The organism is Streptomyces sp. NPDC048442, from assembly GCF_040651475.1.
Taxonomy (GTDB): domain Bacteria; phylum Actinomycetota; class Actinomycetes; order Streptomycetales; family Streptomycetaceae; genus Streptomyces.
Genome location: NZ_JBEZKB010000040.1, coordinates 19,115 through 37,943, shown reverse-complemented (window position 1 = coordinate 37,943; position 18,829 = coordinate 19,115). Strand labels below are relative to the sequence as shown.

20 protein-coding genes and 5 pseudogenes are annotated in these 18,829 nt (G+C 66.7%); 18 read left to right on the top strand and 7 right to left on the bottom strand.

The window, feature by feature from the left end; translation table 11 throughout:
• Positions 1-75: 75 nt before the first annotated feature.
• Together AB0D18_RS37630 and AB0D18_RS37625 are read left to right on the top strand one after the other, a co-directional pair.
• Positions 76-399 (top strand): hypothetical protein, encoded by a 324-nt coding sequence (locus AB0D18_RS37630; RefSeq protein ID WP_362429508.1) that lies wholly within the window; start codon positions 76-78, stop codon positions 397-399.
• Between the two features lie 136 nt (positions 400-535).
• Entirely contained in the window at positions 536-1,186 is a 651-nt protein-coding gene (locus tag AB0D18_RS37625; RefSeq protein WP_362429505.1) for a hypothetical protein, read from the top strand.
• Positions 1,187-1,229: 43 nt separating this feature from the next.
• Here AB0D18_RS37625 and AB0D18_RS37620 read toward each other — a convergent pair.
• A pseudogene (locus tag AB0D18_RS37620) lies at positions 1,230-1,382 on the bottom strand (5-amino-6-(5-phosphoribosylamino)uracil reductase); the annotation flags it as partial.
• A gap of 173 nt (positions 1,383-1,555) precedes the next feature.
• On the opposite strand from AB0D18_RS37620, the pseudogene AB0D18_RS37615 reads away from it, so the two are divergent.
• The 7 genes and pseudogenes from AB0D18_RS37615 to AB0D18_RS37585 form a co-directional block, all read left to right on the top strand.
• Positions 1,556-1,734 (top strand): annotated as a pseudogene (locus AB0D18_RS37615) (5-amino-6-(5-phosphoribosylamino)uracil reductase); the annotation flags it as partial.
• 329 nt (positions 1,735-2,063) lie between these two features.
• Positions 2,064-2,201, top strand: coding sequence for a hypothetical protein (locus AB0D18_RS37610; RefSeq protein WP_362429502.1), 138 nt, complete (start codon positions 2,064-2,066; stop codon positions 2,199-2,201).
• A gap of 660 nt (positions 2,202-2,861) precedes the next feature.
• On the top strand, positions 2,862-3,692 hold the full coding sequence (locus AB0D18_RS37605; RefSeq protein ID WP_362429499.1) for a chitosanase: 831 nt from the start codon (positions 2,862-2,864) through the stop codon (positions 3,690-3,692).
• Positions 3,693-3,893: 201 nt separating this feature from the next.
• Complete coding sequence (locus AB0D18_RS37600) at positions 3,894-4,865, top strand: right-handed parallel beta-helix repeat-containing protein (protein ID WP_362429563.1); 972 nt, start codon at positions 3,894-3,896, stop codon at positions 4,863-4,865.
• Positions 4,866-5,404: 539 nt separating this feature from the next.
• On the top strand, positions 5,405-6,253 hold the full coding sequence (locus AB0D18_RS37595; RefSeq protein WP_362429496.1) for an IS982 family transposase: 849 nt from the start codon (positions 5,405-5,407) through the stop codon (positions 6,251-6,253).
• Positions 6,254-6,312: 59 nt separating this feature from the next.
• On the top strand, positions 6,313-6,540 hold the full coding sequence (locus AB0D18_RS37590) for a hypothetical protein (protein ID WP_362429493.1): 228 nt from the start codon (positions 6,313-6,315) through the stop codon (positions 6,538-6,540).
• A 77-nt stretch (positions 6,541-6,617) separates the two neighbouring features.
• Positions 6,618-6,838, top strand: a pseudogene (locus tag AB0D18_RS37585) (IS30 family transposase); the annotation flags it as partial.
• A gap of 85 nt (positions 6,839-6,923) precedes the next feature.
• On the opposite strand, the gene AB0D18_RS37580 reads toward AB0D18_RS37585, so the two are convergent.
• The gene (locus AB0D18_RS37580; RefSeq protein ID WP_362429490.1) at positions 6,924-7,592 is read right to left on the bottom strand and encodes a winged helix-turn-helix transcriptional regulator; all 669 of its coding nucleotides are present in this window, start codon (positions 7,590-7,592) and stop codon (positions 6,924-6,926) included.
• 163 nt (positions 7,593-7,755) lie between these two features.
• Here AB0D18_RS37580 and AB0D18_RS37575 point away from each other — a divergent pair, with 163 nt between their 5' ends.
• The 5 genes and pseudogenes from AB0D18_RS37575 (at position 7,756) to AB0D18_RS37555 (ending at position 11,366) form a co-directional block, all read left to right on the top strand.
• A complete protein-coding gene (locus tag AB0D18_RS37575; RefSeq protein ID WP_362429488.1) occupies positions 7,756-8,328 on the top strand; it encodes a dihydrofolate reductase family protein in 573 nt (190 codons plus the stop codon).
• A 415-nt stretch (positions 8,329-8,743) separates the two neighbouring features.
• Positions 8,744-9,214: pseudogene (locus AB0D18_RS37570) on the top strand (DUF6192 family protein); the annotation flags it as partial.
• 113 nt (positions 9,215-9,327) lie between these two features.
• Positions 9,328-9,774, top strand: a complete 447-nt coding sequence (locus tag AB0D18_RS37565) for an aldehyde dehydrogenase family protein (protein ID WP_362429485.1) — start codon at positions 9,328-9,330, stop codon at positions 9,772-9,774.
• Positions 9,771-10,583: an ISL3 family transposase gene (locus tag AB0D18_RS37560; RefSeq protein ID WP_362429483.1), complete on the top strand. Its 813-nt coding sequence runs from the start codon at positions 9,771-9,773 to the stop codon at positions 10,581-10,583. The genes AB0D18_RS37565 and AB0D18_RS37560 overlap by 4 nt, the downstream gene beginning before the upstream one ends.
• A 132-nt stretch (positions 10,584-10,715) precedes the next feature.
• Positions 10,716-11,366, top strand: coding sequence for a transposase (locus tag AB0D18_RS37555; protein ID WP_362429480.1), 651 nt, complete (start codon positions 10,716-10,718; stop codon positions 11,364-11,366).
• 169 nt (positions 11,367-11,535) lie between these two features.
• Here AB0D18_RS37555 and AB0D18_RS37550 read toward each other — a convergent pair whose 3' ends face one another.
• On the bottom strand, positions 11,536-11,985 hold the full coding sequence (locus tag AB0D18_RS37550; RefSeq protein ID WP_362429477.1) for a hypothetical protein: 450 nt from the start codon (positions 11,983-11,985) through the stop codon (positions 11,536-11,538).
• A 294-nt stretch (positions 11,986-12,279) separates the two neighbouring features.
• Between AB0D18_RS37550 and AB0D18_RS37545 the strand changes: the two are divergent.
• Positions 12,280-12,390, top strand: a pseudogene (locus AB0D18_RS37545) (IS5/IS1182 family transposase); the annotation flags it as partial.
• Between the two features lie 320 nt (positions 12,391-12,710).
• Here AB0D18_RS37545 and AB0D18_RS37540 read toward each other — a convergent pair.
• Entirely contained in the window at positions 12,711-13,055 is a 345-nt protein-coding gene (locus AB0D18_RS37540; RefSeq protein WP_362429474.1) for a transposase family protein, read from the bottom strand.
• Positions 13,056-13,469: 414 nt separating this feature from the next.
• Between AB0D18_RS37540 and AB0D18_RS37535 the strand changes: the two genes are divergently transcribed.
• Both AB0D18_RS37535 and AB0D18_RS37530 read left to right on the top strand, forming a co-directional pair.
• Positions 13,470-14,318, top strand: a complete 849-nt coding sequence (locus tag AB0D18_RS37535) for a hypothetical protein (protein WP_362429471.1) — start codon at positions 13,470-13,472, stop codon at positions 14,316-14,318.
• A 166-nt stretch (positions 14,319-14,484) separates the two neighbouring features.
• Complete coding sequence (locus AB0D18_RS37530) at positions 14,485-15,240, top strand: transposase family protein (protein ID WP_362429468.1); 756 nt, start codon at positions 14,485-14,487, stop codon at positions 15,238-15,240.
• A gap of 16 nt (positions 15,241-15,256) precedes the next feature.
• Here AB0D18_RS37530 and AB0D18_RS37525 read toward each other — a convergent pair whose 3' ends face one another.
• From AB0D18_RS37525 to AB0D18_RS37515, 3 genes are all read right to left on the bottom strand, one after another.
• Complete coding sequence (locus tag AB0D18_RS37525) at positions 15,257-16,123, bottom strand: SMI1/KNR4 family protein (protein WP_362429465.1); 867 nt, start codon at positions 16,121-16,123, stop codon at positions 15,257-15,259.
• Between the two features lie 149 nt (positions 16,124-16,272).
• The gene (locus AB0D18_RS37520) at positions 16,273-16,422 is read right to left on the bottom strand and encodes a hypothetical protein (RefSeq protein ID WP_362429463.1); all 150 of its coding nucleotides are present in this window, start codon (positions 16,420-16,422) and stop codon (positions 16,273-16,275) included.
• A 773-nt stretch (positions 16,423-17,195) separates the two neighbouring features.
• Positions 17,196-17,324: a hypothetical protein gene (locus AB0D18_RS37515; RefSeq protein ID WP_362429460.1), complete on the bottom strand. Its 129-nt coding sequence runs from the start codon at positions 17,322-17,324 to the stop codon at positions 17,196-17,198.
• A 93-nt stretch (positions 17,325-17,417) separates the two neighbouring features.
• On the opposite strand from AB0D18_RS37515, the gene AB0D18_RS37510 reads away from it, so the two are divergent.
• Complete coding sequence (locus tag AB0D18_RS37510) at positions 17,418-18,818, top strand: PQQ-binding-like beta-propeller repeat protein (protein ID WP_362429458.1); 1,401 nt, start codon at positions 17,418-17,420, stop codon at positions 18,816-18,818.
• Positions 18,819-18,829 lie beyond the last annotated feature (11 nt).

Below are 18,829 nucleotides of genomic sequence, written 5' to 3'. Positions count from 1 at the left end.
GTTCGTTAGAGAAGCCCTGATGGGAGGAAAGGGCCTCTGAGGGCTATTGGGGTCAGTTGTGTGGATGCCCTCGACATGAACAAGATCACCGGCATTGTGGCCCCGGTGGCCACGGCCGCGATGCTCCTCATCGGTTTCGCTGCCCCCGCCCACGCAGGACTGTATTGGAACAAGAAGGTCAAGTGCAGTGCCAATGACATGGACGGCCGCGTCATCCCGACGCGGTGGGGCAACGGCGAACCCGGCTGGAACCACTTCTCCGGAAAGCACAACATCAAGAGATGCGACTTCCTCAACAGCCCCATCGGGTGGAAGGTGGAAGGTGGAAGGTCGACAAGGTCAACGGCGCCGACCTCCGCTATTACGGCAATGCCGTCAACCCGCGGTACGGAAGTGTGAAGGTCACCGTCGTGGCCCGGTACGCACGCAAGACAGCCGACGGCAGGTACGACGCGGGCAAAGGACAGGTGATCGGGGTGATTACCGCATACTGCAACGGCATGAACAAGTGCCCGAACTGGGTGAACGAGCCTCGATGACGGACGACGACTACGAGGACATCGCCGACCTCCAAGCAGAAACAGTCGGCCTCCTGACCCACCACGTCTACGCGCCGCTGCAGGGCGATCAGTACGTGCGAGGGGTGATGCCCGCACCAGACCAGGCACCGGCCGTTCGCGTCGTCCTCGGCGCACAGAACGCAACCGCCCCCGGTCACCTGACCGTGTACGAAGTCCCCCTCCACGACGGAGAAGATCTACGGACTCCAGACGACATCGTCGCGCTGCTCCGCGGCGCAACCACCCACACCCCCTTGACTCGCCCCGCGGAGGCGGCCCCTGCGGTCATGGGCATGCACCTCGTCCAACTCGACCCCACGCAGGTGAACGAGGCCCCGTTCACCACGGACGACTGGACCTCCACCCTGCTGCGCACCCTGACGCGTCCCGTCGCCGAAGGCAGTCCTTCGCGCTTGCGGGGGTTCCTGTTCAGGGATGCGGGACTTCTGCGTCTCTACCTGGACAGTGACGACATTCCCGGAGTCATCGGTGCCGAAGTAAAGCCTGGCGGGGCGCTCACGGCCCTTCTCGCGGTGCTGCCTCCCATGCTGGAAGAGGAATGGAGAGCCCTCCCCGACGTCGACGACCCGCACTGCCGCTACGTCATCGACCTGACCGACTGGTAGAGGACGCTCCCAACTCTGGAGGCGTGCAGACCGAATTGGCAGCTCAACCGAGCAGGTGTCGATTCGGCCTCATGGCCGCGTCCGCGTACTCGGGCAGCTCCATCACGGTGATGCCGACGGCCCCGAGGCGTTCGGTGCCGTCGGCGCCGGGCACGAACGTCTCCGGTTCCCGCCACGCGGTGACGACGCGTCGGATTGGCCTGCTCTTCTCGTGGAGCGGCGGGCGCAGGTGGAACACGACGGCGGGTTCAGCAGTGCTTACGGGGCCGCGCCATCCGGTCTGGTTCCGGCGGCGCGCGCGAGCTGTCCGTTTCCGCCAACGTCGGCCGGAGGGAAACGCGCAGCTAGAAGGACCTGAGGGTTCCTGGCGGGGCAGCCATTGTCGCCGCAGACGGTACGGAGCTCGCGCGCGGCTACTCCCGCGAGGCCGACCCCGTCGACCACGCTGAGGAGAGGCCGCGCTGAAGAAGTTCGCCGCCAGCGACATCCGTCTGCCCGGGGCCACGATGTACTCCAGCTTCGAACCCTGCACAAATCGGGCTTCCCGAACCCCACCGGTGCGCTCAGCTCGTCGAGCGGGCGCGCTGCCGGTACGCGGGACGCGGCTGCTGCGGTCGCACCCGGACGGCTCGGCGGACGACGGACTGGCCACGTACGTGCCGCGGCGAGTGGTGCCGGTGCCGGTGACGTGCCGTCTTCCGTATCGTGAGCCCTCGGATCCGGTAAAGGGGATCGCGTTGAGCCAGCAAATCCGACCGCGCACTGGGTAGTCGGGCAAGGTCTGGCGCGTCTGGGAGTCGCTGCGCGGCAGGGGTGCGTGGCATGTGTACTACTGGCCGGACAGCAGCGAGCGGACGGTGCTCCTGGGGAGGACCCGATGGCCGCCAGCCCCGCCGTCCTCTCCCACGCCATGCTCGTGGCCATCCTGATCCACCACGGCGGCTCGCTCACCCTCCCCGCCACCGCGTTTGAGACCGGCGCGATCGGCGGACCCGTGGTCCCCGGGATTCCGTGAGCCGGCGGACAGGGCAGAGCGAGTAGGCCGGGCGTCTCGGGATCGAGGCTGGGGGAGGCGGACCGCGGCAGGAAATCGCTGTGCGGAACTGCCTTCACGGATGTGCGACAGCTAATGAAGGCTGTGTACAAGGAATTTGAGGCGTGTACGAATAACGGACACTCCCGTCTGACAGTGCCTGCTGGCGCGGCCTGAAATGAGTGCTGCTCGGTGTCTTGGGGGCGCGTACAGAGCCCCGGGAGCCTTTCGTACGAGCACAGGTACTTCGGCTGTTCGCCGTGAATTTCCTGGCGACAGTTCGTATTTATGCGCCTAAAGCAGTTGGCCTGTCGGCCGGGTGTGCCGATTCGGTCCGGAGACCCCGGCCGGGCTGGGCGTACCCGCCCCGGTCGGCCTGTCGAGCGCACCGCCCACCGGACAGGCGGATGTGGCTCCGCGCGGCCAGGTGGGCGCGGCAGGAACCTGTCTGCTTCGCGGCGGAACTACAGCAAATTCCGGGCGGGCCCCCGAGGCCCCTTCTTCCGATTTCAAACCCGTCGCATGGCTTCGAAAAAACTCGGTTCGACAGGTTCCGCGCACGCAAATTCCTCTGATAGGAAACCTTCCTAACTAGCGGGAGTGCTCACCGCTGCCCCCCACGAGCCCCTTGGGAGCCCATCCATGGCATCACGGCCCATCAACTCGACATCCCCGCGTGGCGTCTCACGCCGAGCCGCACTGGGACTGGTCGGAGCCCTCGTCTCCGCCACACTGCTGGCCGTGCCTCAGGCCAATGCCGCCGCACCGGGGCTGGACGATCCGGCGAAGAAGGAGGTCGCGATGAAGCTGGTGTCGAGCGCGGAGAACTCCTCGCTCGACTGGAAGGCCCAGTACAAGTACATCGAGGACATCGGCGACGGACGCGGTTACACCGCAGGCATCATCGGCTTCTGCTCCGGCACCGGCGACATGCTCGACCTGGTCCGGCTCTACACCCAACGCAAGCCGGGCAACCGCCTCGCCAAGTACCTCCCGGCTCTGGAAGACGTCAACGGCACGGACTCGCACGCCGGTCTGGACCCGAAGTTCACGAAGGACTGGGCCACCGCCGCCAAGGACAGCGCCTTCCAAGAGGCCCAGAGGGACGAGCGCGACCGCGTCTACTTCAACCCCGCCGTCGCCCAGGCGAAAGCAGACGGCCTGCGCGCGCTCGGGCAGTTCGCGTACTACGACGCCATTGTCATGCATGGTGACGGCACCGACCCGACCACCTTCAGCAACATACGCAAGCGCGCCTTCAAGAAGGCCAAGCCGCCGGCCCAGGGCGGCGATGAGACGGCGTACCTGCACGCCTTCCTCGACGCCCGCGTCTGGGCGATGCAGCAGGAGGAGGCGCACAGCGACACCAGCCGGGTTGACACCGCGCAGAGGGTCTTCCTGAACAACGGCAACCTCGACCTCAACACCCCGCTGGACTGGCAGGTGTACGGGGACAGCTTCCACATCGGCTGATCCAACGCAACGCGATGCCGCGGAGGGGCGGCAGTGCCGCAGGCCGAACCCACGTGCCTGGCGTCCCTCACCGGGGCCGAGAACGCTTGCCGGACTCGTACAGAGTCCGTACAGAGAACGACGCACCGAGAGCCCCTACCGGCACCAAGTGCAACGCTCCGTCCGTCCACCTCAGGTTCACAGGAAGGCGCCCCCATGCACGTGCGCACCCGCACCCCACTCGCCCTCGCCCTCAGCGCCGGCATACTCGCACTCCTCACCGGCCCCTCCCAGGCCGCGACCCGCGCCGCCACCGTCGAGGTATCCACCTCCGCCCAGCTCAAGGCGGCGCTCGCCGCAGCGGTGCCCGGCGACACCATTCACCTCGCCGACGGTACGTACACCGGCAACTTCAAGGCCACCCGAGCGGCAACCGCCGCCTCCCGCATCAAGCTCACCGGCTCGGCCAGGGCCGTCCTCACTGCGAGCGGCGGCTACGGCCTCCACCTCAACGGCGCCTCGTACTGGACAGTCAGCGGCCTGACCGTGACCGGCGGCCAGAAAGGCATCATGGTCGACGCCGCCCGCGGAGTCGTCGTAGACGGTGTGGTGGTCCATCACCTCTCCATGGAGGGCGTCCACTTTCGCAAGTCCAGCTCCGACGGGGTCATCAGAAACTCCCGGATCCACGACACCGGCACCGACGGTTCGGGCATGGGCGAGGGCGTGTACGTGGGCAGCGCCAACACCCTGAGCGACAGGAGCGACAACGTCCAGATACTCGGCAACACCATTGGCCCCGGCGTCGGCGGCGAGGCCATCGACATCAAGGAAGGCACCACCGGAGCAAGGATCATCGGCAACACCTTTGACGGAAGGGGTATGACCGGCGCTCACTACGACGACTCATGGGTCGACGTCAAGGGCAACGGCGTCCTGGTGGAGAGCAACACCGGGAAGAACTCCACCAACGACGGATACCAGACCCACACCCAACAGCCCGGCTGGGGCTGCGGGACGGTGTTCCGGGGAAACAAGTCAAGCCTGACGGGCGCGTCCGGGACGACCCAGCTGGCCGTCAATGTCACCAACAACAGCGCGAGTTGCCGGACGACGGTCCACCGTGACAACACGGTGACCGGCGGCAAGGGGCTCACCAACATTCCCGTGACGTCTGAGCTTGCTCCGCTTTGACGGACACCTTTGGTGTGTTGGACAGCCTGCCATGGTGATCTCGTATGCGGCGGGGCTTCGGTAGCCGAAGCTGCTGTGGAGACCAGGCGGTGTGGAGGCGCGGGGCACGGTAGACGCCGTGTGAACGCTGGTGAACAGGGGTGATGTTGTGATCTTGGTCGTGAATTCGTCCACCAGGGGTTTTCGCCACTTCCTACGCCGGGGGTGACCCAACGGACCGTCAGGTTGGAAAAGGCTCAGTGTGTCTACATGGCGCTCATGTCGCTGGACCCGACCGGCAAGGGCCGCAAGAAATGGACCATGCGCTGGAAGGCCCCGCTGAACGCGTGTCACCCCCACTCCGTGCAAGGCGACCGAGCCGGAACAGGGCGGAGACGCTAGATGGTTGATGTGTTTTGCGTCTGTCCGGGATGACGGAGAGTGCCCAGAATCGGTGGTGTAGAACACTGGCCCGACTCGTGGGGAGGTGCTGTGAAGACCGATCTGGACACTCTCCTGTCCGCACTGTACGTCGAGCTTGACGACGGCATCATCCCCTCGTGCAGGGCGCGTTGGGGCCGGGGCATCCGCTGGAGGTGACCGGTGCGGAGCTGGTGTGTCTGGCGGTGGCGCAGGTGCTGCTGCGGTTCAACGATGAGCGGCACTGGCTTCGTTGCGCGCCGGTTCTGGTCGGGCATCTCTTCCCGCGGCTGTTGTCGCAGAGCGAGTACCACCGGCGGCTGCGCGGGGCCGGTGACCTGATGGAGGCGGCTGTGCGGTGGCTCGCGGCGCGGACCGCGGCACGTCACGACACGGTCCGCCTGTGGGACGGCACTGCTGTTCCGTGCGGGGCCTCGCGCCAGACGGCGCAACGCTCCGGCCTGTTCGGGTGGGCCGGCTATGGCGTGGACAAGTCCCACCACCGCTTCTGCTGGGGCGTCGAGCTGATGCTGGTATGTGCCCCGGACGGGCTGGTCACCGGGTTCGCCCTGGTCAACCCGAAGCTGGTCAAGGAGCGTGACGCGATGCGGATGATGTTCGCGTGGGAGAAGAACCGTCCGCGTCCGGGCGCCACCGGCGTCTGCGACAAGGGCTTCGCCGGGGCCGGCTTCGAGGCCGGCATGGCCCAGCTCGGGATCACCGTGGTCCGTCCCGCCCGCAAGGACGAGAGCGATCCGGGAACCTTCCCGCACGGGCTGCGTCAGCGCGTCGAGTCGGTGCACTGGACCCTCAAGGGCCAGCTCGGCCTGGAGACCCGCGGGGGCCGGGTGCTCTCCGGGCTGTGGGCCAGGGTCCTCCAGCGGCTCCTGGCCCTCAACGCGGCGATCTGGCACAACTGGGCCTGCCGAGCAGACAGGAAACGATCCCTGATCCCCTACGACCACCCCACCCGGCTGACCAGCACGTAAAAGCACATCAACCATTTAGCCCCGCACGCCCGCCCGGCCGCACCGGCGGGCGTGCGGCGATGCGGAAGGCCGATGCGCCGGCCGAGCGCGGCGGCACGGTACTTCCCACCCCGGAGTTGGAGGTGCCGGTCTTCCCCGCGACCGGAGCCACTTCGGACCCCGTGGAGGTGTTCGCCTCCCACGTCCTGGCCCGCGGATTCTCTCCCGTCGGCCGGATGCGGCAGGCGCCCGCACACGCGAAGCGGTGGAACGCCACCTGCCCCCCCGACGCCGGCCGCCCCTCATAGCTCACCGTCACCGAGCCCGACGGGACGCTCACCAGGCCATCACCGCCGAGACCTGGATGCCGATCTACCTCTGCAAGCCGCGGAGCCCGTGGCCGCGCGGCACCAACGAGAACACCAACCGGCTGTACGGCAGTACCTCCCGAAGGGCGCGGGCCTCCGCACGTTCAGCCAGGCCGACCTGGACGCCATCGCACACGAGCTCAATCACCGCCCGCGCAAGACCCACGGCTACGGCTACCGCACTCCGGCGGAGGTCTACGCTGACCTCCTGAACAGCGGTGATGCGCTGACCGCTTGAGCTCGCCATCGTTTGCCGACACTGCTGGCTGCGGCGTACCCGTGATCATCTCTTCGTGTTCGGCATTGCCAGCGGGGCCTCGTAGTCACGAGGCGGGGGCAGCAGGAGCGGGAAGGCTGAGCACGGCGGTCAGGTGTGCGACGGAGCTGCTGTCGCCTTCGACGCGGACGTCCCCCGCAGCGACGGCGTCGGCCAGCTGCCGTCCGCCGTACACGACGCGTGCGAGCGCGGAGGGCCGTGCGGTGATGACGGCTTCGGGCTGCTGCTGGTAGCCGCGTCCGGCGTGCAGGGCGCCGTCGGCGATCAGGACGCGGAAGACCTCGTCGCCGAGGTGAAGCTCGTACCGCCCCTGCACGCCCTGGGCTCGGCTGGGGTCGAAGTTGGTTCGCAGGGAGAGGACGAACGAGGTGGCGCTCAGATGGGCGGTGCGGTCGTGGGCCGGCGAGCGCACCGCCCAGCGGCCCAGTGCCCGTACGACGGGTTCGAGTTCGAGGCCCCAGTCGGTGAGCTCGTAAGCCTCTGCGACAGCGGGGGCAGGGAGACGGTGTTTGCGCACGATGCCGGAGGCCTCCAGTTCGGCGAGGCGCTGGGCGAGCACGTTCGTGCTGATGCCGGGCAGGTCCGTGCGCAGTTGGCCGTACCGCTTGGGACCCAGCAGTAGCTCGCGGACCACCAGGAGTGCCCAGCGCTCGCCGACGAGGTCGAGGGCGTGGCCTGTCCCGCACGCGTCGTTGTAGCTCCGTTTCGTTGCCATACAGACAAGCCTACCTCGGGACTTTTGATTTTGAAGCGACTGGTTGTTTTTTGAAAGTGTCGGGGCTACGGTGATCACATCGACGGCAGGAAGCGCGTTGTGCGCCGCATGCCAGGCCAGGCCGGCTCTATGAGAGCCGGACACGACACCGAGGAAACCTCAGATGCGTACTCTGATCAGCTCCGCTTTCATCTCGCTCGATGGTGTTGTGGAGGGCCCGGGCGGTGAGCCCGGCTACCGGAACTCCGGGTGGACCTTCAAGGACATCGAGTTCCTCCCCGAAGCGTTCGACATCAAGGGCCGCGAGCAGCAGGAGGCCGCCGCCGTACTGCTGGGCCGGACCAGCTACGAAGCGTTCAGCCAGGTGTGGCCGGACATGGCGGACTTCGCCGACTACAAGGTGATGCCGAAGTACGTCGTCTCCACCACCCTCACCGAGGACAAGCTGGTGTCGAACTGGGGCGAGACGACGATCCTGCGCTCACTCGACGAGGTCGCCGCGTTGAAGGAGACCGAGGGCGGCCCGATCATCGTCCACGGCAGCGCTTCCCTGAACCAGGCCCTCTCGGACGCCGGCCTGATCGACCGCTTCCACCTGCTCGTCTTCCCGTTGCTGCTCGGCGCGGGCAAGCGCCTGTTCAGCGCCACGGACAAGGACACCCAGAAGCTCAAGCTGGTCGAGCACGCGGCCTACGCCAACGGCCTGCAGCTGAACGTCTTCGACGTCATCCGCTGACAAGGCCCTGCACTCGTCCTGCCGTCGCGCCCCCGGACGTCGCACTCACCGGGGGCCTGCTCGGCGGACGTCGGATCTTCGTGCAGGCTGAAGATGGAGGCCCGCAATGACCGCGTCTCCCTGGCGGCTTTTGGGCTTACCTCGGCGCTACCCCTACAACAAACCGCCCCGGACGGCAGATGCGGCGCTCACGCCCCCTCACCGTCGTCGTCATCGTCGAGTTCCGGCGCTTCCGGGTCGCGCAGCGGGCGCAGCGCGCCGGTACCGGGCGGGCTGGAGTTCCCTTTCACGGCCACGGGGCTGTGTTCCGGCCTGGCAGGGGGTGGGAGCAGTGCCCAGTACGGAGAAGGTCGGCAACGTCAGCGTCGCGCAGTACGAACGGGTAGTGCAGCGGTTGCGTGAGGCTGTCGAGACGATGGCGAGGAGTCAGTTCGTCAATGGTGACGGCGCGCTGGAGGTTGCTCCGATGCAGGAGTACGGGGGCCGGTCGGTCGGGGACGATCTGTCCGGGGTGTCGGCGTGGCTGCACCGGCTGTCGGAGGACACCAACGTGCCCTACAACACGATCAAGGAGTACCGGTGGGTGGCCAGCAGGTGGCCCGAGCAACACCGGCGCCCCGGGGTGGCTTTCCATACCCACCAGGTCCTCGCGGCGATCTCGGATGACGAGGAGCGGTGGGCGGCGATCATGAATCCGCCGCTGGACGAGCGGACCGGGAAGCGGCGGTGGACGCCGGAGACGACCCGTCAGCGGGTTGGCTATCACGGGCCTGACCCGGAGACGGCGCAGGAGAAGGTCGAGGCCGTGCACGACCTGGTCGCCCACGAACAGGTCGCTGCCCAGGTGGCGACGGATCTGCTGCGCAGGCCGTCGGTGGCGTTCAAGGCCATGACCGACGACACCGCAAGGCACCAGGTCAACCATGCTCAGGTCGAGCAGGCGCAGCCGCCGGCGATCTCAAACGGCTGCATCTGGAGCTGGGCGGCAAAGCACCTGTCGTGGTGGCGGCCGACGCCGACATCGCGCAGGCAGCTTCGGGGATCGCCCGGGCCGCCCTCTTCAATGCAGGACAGGATTGCGCCTCGGCCTGCCGGGTCATTGTCGATCGCTCCGCGCACGATGCCTTCGTGGCGGCGCTCACCGAAGAGGCAAAAGGGCTCACGACCGGTGACCCCGAGGACTCGAGCGTTTTCTTCGGCCCGCTGAACAGCGCCGCGCAGTTGGCCCGTGTGCAGGAGCACCTGCACGCTCTGCCCCCGCACGCGCAGGTCGTCACCGGAGGCGAGGCGCTCCCCGGTCCCGGATACTTCCACCAGCCCACGGTGGTGACGGGGCTGCGCCAACACGACCGGGCGATCCAGGAGGAGATCTTCGGCCCGGTCATCACGGTGCAGCCCTCCAGCAGCGACGAGGAAGCCCTGCGTCTCGCCAATGACGTCCCGTGAACAAGGTGCTGCCACAGCTGGATGAGCTGCTGTTCTCCTCGGTCGAGGGCGTGTTGGTGGAATCAGTGGAGGTGACCGACACGGTCGTCCGGATAGAGGCTCGTACGACCGCAGGGCGGGTGGCATGCCCGGGGTGCGGATGCTGGTCGGGGCGAATACATGGTTCCTACCTGCGATTTCCCCGTGATCTGCCAACAGCGGGCAAGTGCGTCGTGATGTCGTTACGGGTACGGCGGTTCGTCTGCACCAAGGACTGCTGCCCGCGCCAGACCTTCGCCGAGCAAGTCCCAGGGCTCACTCGCCGGTTCGGACGACGGACCGAGCGGCTGCGATCGACGCTGGTGTCGATCGGCCTTGCGCTCGCAGGCCGGGCAGGTGCCCGCATGACGGATACCGTCGGGGCGCCGGTGAGTCGGAACACCTTGCTGAGGCTGATCGCCTCGCTTCCGGACCCCGCCGCCACCACACCGCGCGTGGTTGGTGTCGACGAGTACGCCCAGCGCAAGGGCCGTGTCTACGGAACCGTTCTCGTCGACGTCGAAACACGACGTCCACTCGACCTCCTTCCCGACCGGGAGACCGACACGCTCGCGGCCTGGCTCGCCGAGCGGCCCGGCATCGAGATCATCTGCCGTGACCGGGCTACCTTCTTCGCCGAAGGCGCTACCCGCGGCGCCCCACAAGCTCTCCAGGTCGCCGACCGATGGCACCTCTGGCACAACCTGGGCGAGGCCGCCGAAAAATGCGTCTACCGGCACCGAGGCTGCTTGCGCGCCATGCCAGCACGGCCGGAGGAACCACAAGAGTAGGCGGAACCGGCCGCGTTGTCGCCTTGGCCGACAGGGCACCGGTTCGCCGAACGCACCCGCGCCAAGCACGCCACCATCCACGCTCTCCTCGCCGCCGGTCACAGCAAGCGATCCGTCGCCCGGCAGCTCGGCATGACCCTCAACACGATCCTGCGCTTCTCCCGCGCCACTACTCCGGAGGAGATGTTCACCGGTCAGTGGCAAAGCCGTGCAACCAGGCTCGACGCCTACAAGCCTTACCTCGATCAGCGCTGGCAGGAAGGCTGCACCAACGCCTGGAAGCTATGGGAGGAGATCAAGGAACAGGGCTATCCACGCGGATACGCAAGCGTCCGCGACTACGTCAGCAGGACGCTTCGCGGTAAGCCCCAGCCGGTCGGCCCCCGGCCACCATCCGCCCGCGCCGTCAAGCGCTGGATCCTCACCCACCCCGACGCCCTACCTGAAAGCGACCGGATCCAGCTCAAAGCTGCTCTGGCCAACTGCCCGGAACTGACGGCACTCGTCGAACGCGTGCGCTCCTTTGCCCACATGCTCACGCACCTGCACGGCGACCAGCTCCCCGAATGGATCGAAGCGGCCAGCACCACCACCGAGCTGCCCACCCTCCGCCACTTTGCTCAGCACCTTCTGCGCGATCTCGATGCTGTCACCGCCGGCCTCACCCTGCCCTGGAACTCCGGCGTGGTGGAGGGCCATGTCAACAGGATCAAGATGCTCAAGCGTCAGATGTTTGGTCGCGCAGGATTCGAATTGCTGCGCAAGCGCGTCTTGTTGGCATAAGTGCCGCAACGCCAAATGATTAACCAGGGCCACTGCTGGCAGGGCCTTGATTGGAGCTCGATATCGACTTGACGGAAAAGAATCCACTGAAGTTCGCTCGATATGGCGAACTACCCTGCCCCTCGACATCCCGTAGTGAGCGTAGTGCCTACACGCTAACGAGAAGCACTCACAAGATGTTCTGCCGATGCCAGTACTCGACACCTAGAGAACGGGAACTCCTGTAACGTCCCACCAGCCGCTCGAAGTGCACACTCTCCAAAGGGGAAGCGCGGGTACGCCGTTCCAAAATGTATGGCTCGATGGCAGCCCATACCTGCGGCGGGGACCGGTGGAAGCAAGCCAGCACAAGGTCGAAGGCCAGTAACTTCTTCTCGACCAAAACGCCAAGCATTTCAAGTTGATCGTGAAGTTGCCAGAATGAGTGATAATCGTCACTACTCATGTTGGCTGGATCGAAAATCTCAGGCGATCCGAATTCTCCGCTTATGAGACGGCGTCGAAATTTCCGCGCCGCCGGCGCGTGGTACTTCTCCTGGAAGGAGAGGAGGAGTTGCACGTTCCGCGACAGGCGGGCTTCCTTGATCTGCGAGTAGGCGAAAAAAGAGGCGGTGATCACGAATATAGTGCCAACTGCGGCACTCACGGCCCCGATAGCCCCCCAGATATCTCCCATGTCTGCAGTTAAACATTGATTAGGGTCCGAGGGTAGACGTTACAGCGCAAGTACCATGCTTCCGACTGCGCGGCTTCTACTCCTACGGACAGGTCCGGCGACGAGAACAGAGACTCACACGCTGCAGCCGGACCTTGTTTACTCGCAGTGCCGCTGGCTGTACCCGCTCGAAACCGGGCAGGTCCCGGCGCCACTACACAGAGATCAACAGCCACACTGAGTACGCGACCACACGAAGTGGGCCAGAGCCAGAACTTCCGGTCCGTGGCGACGCGTTGCGACAAGAGGGCCTACATCTTCCATGGCACTGTGACCGTCGCCGCGATCTGGCTGTGGCTCCGCCCCTGACCCGCCGTACAGTGCCTAACGAGCTCGTGCACGGTTAGCGGTGGGATGTCGAGGGGGCCGGTGGGGCTTCGGTGCTCACGTCTGCCAGACGAGGTTCCGGTCTGCGGTCTGCTGCTGGGACAGGAGGCCGGCGATGGCTTGGACGGTGTCGTCCATGTGCTCGCGGCGGCCGAGGTGACGGGCCAGCGCCCGCCAGTTCTTCAGGTGGGCGATGCCGTGTTCGACCCGGATTCGGCGTGAGGAGTGGGCCTTGCGTCGGCGCTCGTGAATCTCCTCGTACCAGTCCGGGGCGTTCTTCTTGAACTTGCGGTGCGGGGGTGTCAGGACGCGTCCGCCGGTCTGGTCGGGCTGCAGAACAGCAGCTGTCCGTTCCCGTCGGTGAAGACCATGGCTTTCACTGCGTTCTGCTTGTTCTTGCCGGAGATGAACTTGTCCCGGTCCTTGCGGCCGGCGGCCGGGCGGCGGACACGGATCTCGGTGCCGTCGATGATGCCGGTCTTCCCGGTCTGGCCGAGGTGGTCAACGACCTCGGCCAGGGTGCGCAGACGCACGTCGGGGCTGATGGTGCATCCGCGCTCCGCAAGCAGGGGCCGCACCTCACCGATGGCACGGGTGACGGTCGAGCGGTCCACGCCGAACCAGCAGGCCAGTACGTCATGAATCACCCCGTGGCGAGGTGCACGAGCGTGGCCAGGAGCCGGTCGACGAAAACCATGCGGTGCTTCGCGCCGGCGCCCACGGCACGCTTCCGCGGCCGGGATGCAAGCCTGGTCTGGTGCCGCTGATGCCATAACGGCCCTACCTCGGCAACGAGTTCACCGATCACGGAGGCCGACAGGCCCGTGATCCTTCGGTCGCTGATGATCGCTGTGCGCGCCGCGTTCCCCACCACACGACCATGATCGACGATGCGGAGCCCCACCTCCCACCGCTAACCGTGCACGAGCTGGTTAGGGGGTGGGGCCGCGGTCAAGTTGCGGCGCAGGTGGCGCAGGTGGGGCGGGGCCGAGTTGTGGCAATAGAATGCCCTTTCTGTAACGGGGACTCCGCCTTGTCCCATCAGCACCTACGGGGATCACATGCGGCGTTCAGCCACTCTCATCAGCATCAGTGCCATAGCCGTACTCGCGTCCGGTTGCTCGTCGGGCTCCGAGGGCCAGGCGACCGGGGGCAAGGAACAGGCGACGTCCGCAGCGTCGTCTCCGGCACCGGCCGCCGACGCGGGCCGGGAAGTACAGGCCGCCGTCGACACCACGAAGCAGAGCACGGCCCGGATCGACGACCGGATCAGGGTGACCGGCATGGGCCAGGACTTCACCACCACGGTGAAGGGCACCTTCGACATGAAGGCCGACCGGGGGCGCCTGAAGGTTTCACTGGCACAGACCGGCACGTCCTCCGATGCTGCGGTGCCCCTGGATGAGATCTTCCATGGGAACACCGTCTATTTCCGGATGCCCGAGGAGACGAACGGCGACACCGGCTGGCGCTCCACTTCCCGGGACAAGGCCGAGGTCCACTCGGTGTTGCGCGCGCCCCTCAACGACCCGGAGTTCGTGCTGCGCCAGGTGAGCATGGCGCACAGCTTCACTGCGGCCGGCGAGCAGAAGGTGAACGGAGTTCGGGCTCGGCATTACACCGGGAAGCTGAACCACAAGCCTGTGCTGCTGCGGATGGTGAAGGAGCGTCGCGAGAAGGTGGAAGAGCCGATGGTGAAGATCGGCGACAGGCTTCCGGCGACCGCTGACGTGTGGGTGACCAAGGACGGACTGGTCACCCGCATCCTTCTGGTCTGCGATCTCGGCAGCATGAAGGTGTCTTCGACGATGAACCTGACCGGTTTGGGCAAGCCCGTCACCGTGGCGTCACCTCCCAAGGGTGCGCAGGCTGTGCCTGCCGCTTCGGTCGGCGGCCCGCTCGTGGGCTGACGAGCGGGCCGGCCGGTCAGGCGGCGATGGGCCCGTGTTCAGAATTGGCATTGAGGGTTTTCCAAGCTGGTATTGCTGACCGCGAGTTGGACGGTCCTGCGCAACGACGAAGCTCCTGGTAGACGGGTTCTCGACCAAGATCACCTGTGTCCGCCGGGAGCTTCGCGTGTTTGTCTACCCGTCCTCGATCGACCTGTCCAGCCGCACCCTGCGGTTCCTGACCGGACAACTCACAGCCAGGCGGCAGGAGATCGGGACGCGATGGCGGCGCCTCTCCGCCGCACGTCAGGCTCTGCTCGCCCTGGCCCACCTGCGGTGCGGTGACACCTACGCCCAGCTCGCCGCCGGATTCGGCATCGGGATCGCAACCGTCTACCGCTACATACCTGAAGCCGTCGACGCCCTGGCCGCCCTCGCCCCGTCCCTGGCCGAAGCGATGAGAACGATCCGTACGAAGGCGTTCGTCATCCTCGACGGCACCCTGCTGCCGATCGACCGCATCGCCGCCGACACCCCGTACCACTCCGGGAAACACAAACGCCACGGCATGAACGTCCAGGTCCTCACCGACCCGTTCGGACGACTGCTCCGGGCCAAGCCGGCTCTGCCCGGCTCGACCCACGACCTGACCGCCGCGCGGCAGCACGGGACCATCGAAGCCCTCGCCAAGGCGGGCCTCAAGTGCTGGGCGGACAAGGCATACCAAGGCGCCGGTGGACCCGTCCGGGTTCCGTTTCGAGGGCGCCGTCTCAAGCGATGGAAGCGTCGCCACCACACCACCCACGCCAAGATCCGCTGCCTCGGCGAGCAGGCCATGGCCACCCTCAAGAGCTGGCGCCTCCTGCGAAAGCTCCGCTGCAGCACCAACCGAATCACCGACGTCGTGAAGGCCGTCCTCGTCCTTCACCACGCATCAGCGTGAGGATGGAAAAGGCTCACTATTCCATCGCCGCGTCCAACTCCCCGCTTCCGGAGCAGTCCATGAACCAGTGCGCGCGGAAGTCCACCGGCATCGGGATGGGGTGCTGCGGGTCGGTGAGGTGACGGAACAGGTACTCCGTGGCCGTGCAAGCGAACCGAGTCCCCGCCTCCGGCCCGTCTCCGCCGACATAGACGGGCCACCGGTCGGGATCGGAACCCTCCGTGATCCAGTAGAACGACTGCTCGTGCTCGTTGCCCATCCAGGGCACCAGCCCGCCCGGAGCCGGGAACGGCGGATGCGGCTCCCAAGCCGCCTGCCCCAATGTCGCTTCCAACTCTGCGCTCTTGATCAGGTCATCCGGCATGAACACGCAGTGGAAACCGTCGAACAGGCCAGGTCCGAACGTCTCGACGAGTGCCTTGTAGTCGCTCGGCAAGGGCGCACCCAGACGGGACTCGACTGCCGCCCAGCCGACCTGGCCCGCCGTCTTCGGCATCCAGCCCGTCACCGCGACGAGCCGCTCCAGCCAGGAGGTCTCCACGGGCAGCTGCTCCGCGACCGGCGTACTGCGCAGGGCAACCATCAAGGCGGGCCCGGCATCCTCGCCCTGGCTGGACCGCCCCAAGGCGACCCACCGGTTACTGAACGGCCAGACGTACCCCCAGTCGACCTCCCCCGACAAGGGAAGCGGCGGCAGCCGGTCGGTGCCAAAAGGATCGCCGTACCGATCAGAAAGCGTCTCGACGACATGGCGCAGGTCAGCTCGCGCGGAGACGCGCAGGCAAAGGTGACCAGGCTCATCGCCGTGCTGGCGGCAGGTCAAGTCCTGGCGGTCCGGCCACAGGATCTCGGCCACGGCGGTCAGAAGCTGTTCGTCGTCCATGCCCGTGAGTCAAGCATCCGCCGCCGACAGCATGGTTCAGCAAGGCTGCCCCGTACTCTGCGGCCAGCAGTGGGACCACAGGATCTGCTCAAGCTGAGGTGGTAAAGGGCTTGCTGGTCACCCCTCCAGAGGATCCGCACCCCCAAGAGTTAGATCCCCTCGCCCGGCAGTGGCCGGGTCACGCGCAGCGCGGTGGAGCACTGGCAGGCGAGCCAGAGGATGTCGCCGAAGAACTCAAGGACACCGATCGGCAGCCCCATACCGGCGAGGACCGCACCGAGGACTACGACAAGGACCACCACGAGGATCGGGACGGCGTGGAGCCCATGGTCGAACTGCGCCAGGAGCTCGGGGACCGTACGGGTGCCTTTCTTGGGACCCAGGCAAGGAGGTAGGCGGTACGGATACGGATACGGACACGGATTTCGGGGTCCGGATCGTCCAGGAGCGGGCAGAGGCCGGACAGTTCGGCGCGGACGGCGTCGTACGACGGCAGGCCCGACACCAGCCGCACCATCAAACGGCTCGTACGCCGACTCCCGCAGCAGGGGCCTCGGGCGCCCGTCCGTTACCGCATCCGTGTGCTGTTCGCGAGGGCGATGTCTACGACCCCTGACTCCCGTGCCTTGCTTGTCGGAGGACGCTGGAGGGCCTCTGTTGGGGACGGTGTTCTCTCATGCCGATGGTGAGGAGGCGCGGGGGTCGGTAACGGTGGGATAACGGGCTGGTCTTCCCTTGGGTACAGGGGCAGTTGGGCCGCTTTCGTGGTGTGGCCCGAGTGGTAGGAAGAAGCTCGCTCGGCACCGTAGCACTGTAGTTCGTGTGCAGATTCGCCCTCTTTTGGGGCTCGTTCGCAGGGTTCGCAGGGGGCATTGGCCGGCTTAGTGCGCTGTATGAAGGGGAAGCACTGATGACTCATCCGCCCAGTGAGCCGTCACCGGGGGGTTCCGGCACGCGGCAGGGCCCGCCTTACGGGGCTCCGCAAAGCATGCCGCCGCAGCAGCCTGGCCAGCCTGTTCACGGATTACCGCCGCAGCCCGGCCCGTATGCTCCGCAGCCCGGCCCGTACGCTTCACAGCCCGGCCCGTACGCACCGCAGTCCGGCCCCTACGGCCAGCAACCGGCCGCGCCGGGGAACGAGGTTCCCGGTCCGTACGGCGGCCTGCTCAATCCCTACGGCGGCCAGCCCGCGCAGCAGCATCCAGGCGCTCCTACCCTGCCTGGCAGCGGCGGCAGCGGTGGTGGCCGCGGCGGCTGGTTCAAGGGCAGGGTTGCCGCGTACATCGGTGCGGCCGTGGCGGTCCTCCTCGTGATAGGAGGCGGTGTCTGGTTCGCGGGCAGCGGTGGAGAGAGGAAGGAGCCGGCGGCCAAGCCGCAGGGCGTCAAGCCCTCCGGGTCCGCCTCCGCCGGCCAGGGTGCGGGCAGCGACGGCAGCGGGCCTGAGGGTGACCTGAACGCGGGGCGCAGGCCGGGTGAGGCCAGGGTGAAGTGGCTGCTCAAGAATGATGTGGACCTGCCCGGCAGGGGCGCAGAGGTGTTTGGGCCGTGGGTCGTGGGCGACACCGTCGTCGTGGGGGTCTACGAGGCGGTCTCCGGCTACTCGGCGGTCGACGGCAAGCGCAGATGGACCCTGCCCATCCCTACCGGGTTGTGTGCCGCACCCGCTGTGCCCGCCGAAAACGGCACCGTCGTCGTCGGCGTCTACAAGCGCGGCGACCGCGACAAGTGCACGGCACTCCAACAGATCGACCTGCGGAGCGGCGAGGCGGGCTGGAAGAGACCGCTCCCGAAGGAGGGGAACTCTCCGTTGCCCTCCGACATCACGCTGACCATCAGCGGCACCACGGTGACCGCGGCCGGCAGCCATCAGTCGTTCGCCTTTTCGCTTGCCGACGGGAAGCATTTGTGGGGCAGGCGCGCGCAGGGCAGCTGCCAGCCGGAGGCCTTCGCGGGCGGGCGGAGGCTGATCGCCGCTGCCAGATGCCCGACGAGCGACCCCAATCAGGAACAGAACGAGGTCAGCGAGATCGACCCGGCCACGGGCAAACTCAAGTGGGCCTACCGCCTCGCCCCCGACTGGTATGTCGAGAAGGTCTATTCGGTCAGCCCGCTTGTCTTCTCCGCGTACCAGCGCGGCGACGGGGGCGCCAAGAAATGGGGAGTCTTCGCGCTGACCGACGCGGGAAAGCTCCGTTCTCGGATTCAGGTCGGTGACGACAAGTACGAACCCACATGTGCCAGTCGGGTCAGGCCCCTGGCCCCGAACCTGGAGGACTGCACCGGGGGTGTTGCCGCCGACACCAACACCCTGTACATGGGGACCGACTCCACCGCCAGCGGTACGGCGAACGCGGTGGTGGCCTTCGATCTGGACACCGGCAAACCCAAGTGGCGTGCTCCGGCCCCGACCGGGCGCACGATGGTCCCACTGCGAGTGGAGAACGGCAACGTCCTGCTGTACATGGCAGCCTCCACCGACACGGGCGGCGCGGTCGCCACGCTCGCTCCGACGGGCGGCACACCGAAGGTGCTGCTCCAGCACCCGGCGTCGACGGCGCAGATCGAGAGCACCTTCTGGAAGGCGCGCTACATATACGCGAACGATGCCTTCTACCTGGCGAACAGCTCCCTCTCCACCGGACTCACGGACGCTGAGGAGAAGAAGAAAAAGATCGTGATGGTGTTCGGTAAATGAGAGGTATGGAC

What these genes read in the sequence shown, in the direction of transcription:
- AB0D18_RS37555 (WP_362429480.1), top strand. Translation starts at nt 10,716, where the DNA reads ATGACCCTCAACACGATCCTGCGCTTCTCCCGCGCCACTACTCCGGAG.
- AB0D18_RS37605 (WP_362429499.1), top strand. Translation starts at nt 2,862, where the DNA reads ATGGCATCACGGCCCATCAACTCGACATCCCCGCGTGGCGTCTCACGC.
- AB0D18_RS37630 (WP_362429508.1), top strand. Translation starts at nt 76, where the DNA reads ATGAACAAGATCACCGGCATTGTGGCCCCGGTGGCCACGGCCGCGATG.
- AB0D18_RS37590 (WP_362429493.1), top strand. Translation starts at nt 6,313, where the DNA reads ATGCGGAAGGCCGATGCGCCGGCCGAGCGCGGCGGCACGGTACTTCCC.
- AB0D18_RS37575 (WP_362429488.1), top strand. Translation starts at nt 7,756, where the DNA reads ATGCGTACTCTGATCAGCTCCGCTTTCATCTCGCTCGATGGTGTTGTG.
- AB0D18_RS37580 (WP_362429490.1), bottom strand. Translation starts at nt 7,592, where the DNA reads ATGGCAACGAAACGGAGCTACAACGACGCGTGCGGGACAGGCCACGCC.
- AB0D18_RS37515 (WP_362429460.1), bottom strand. Translation starts at nt 17,324, where the DNA reads ATGCTGCTGCGCGGGCTGGCCGCCGTAGGGATTGAGCAGGCCGCCGTA.
- AB0D18_RS37610 (WP_362429502.1), top strand. Translation starts at nt 2,064, where the DNA reads ATGGCCGCCAGCCCCGCCGTCCTCTCCCACGCCATGCTCGTGGCCATC.
- AB0D18_RS37535 (WP_362429471.1), top strand. Translation starts at nt 13,470, where the DNA reads ATGCGGCGTTCAGCCACTCTCATCAGCATCAGTGCCATAGCCGTACTC.
- AB0D18_RS37525 (WP_362429465.1), bottom strand. Translation starts at nt 16,123, where the DNA reads ATGGACGACGAACAGCTTCTGACCGCCGTGGCCGAGATCCTGTGGCCG.
- AB0D18_RS37625 (WP_362429505.1), top strand. Translation starts at nt 536, where the DNA reads ATGACGGACGACGACTACGAGGACATCGCCGACCTCCAAGCAGAAACA.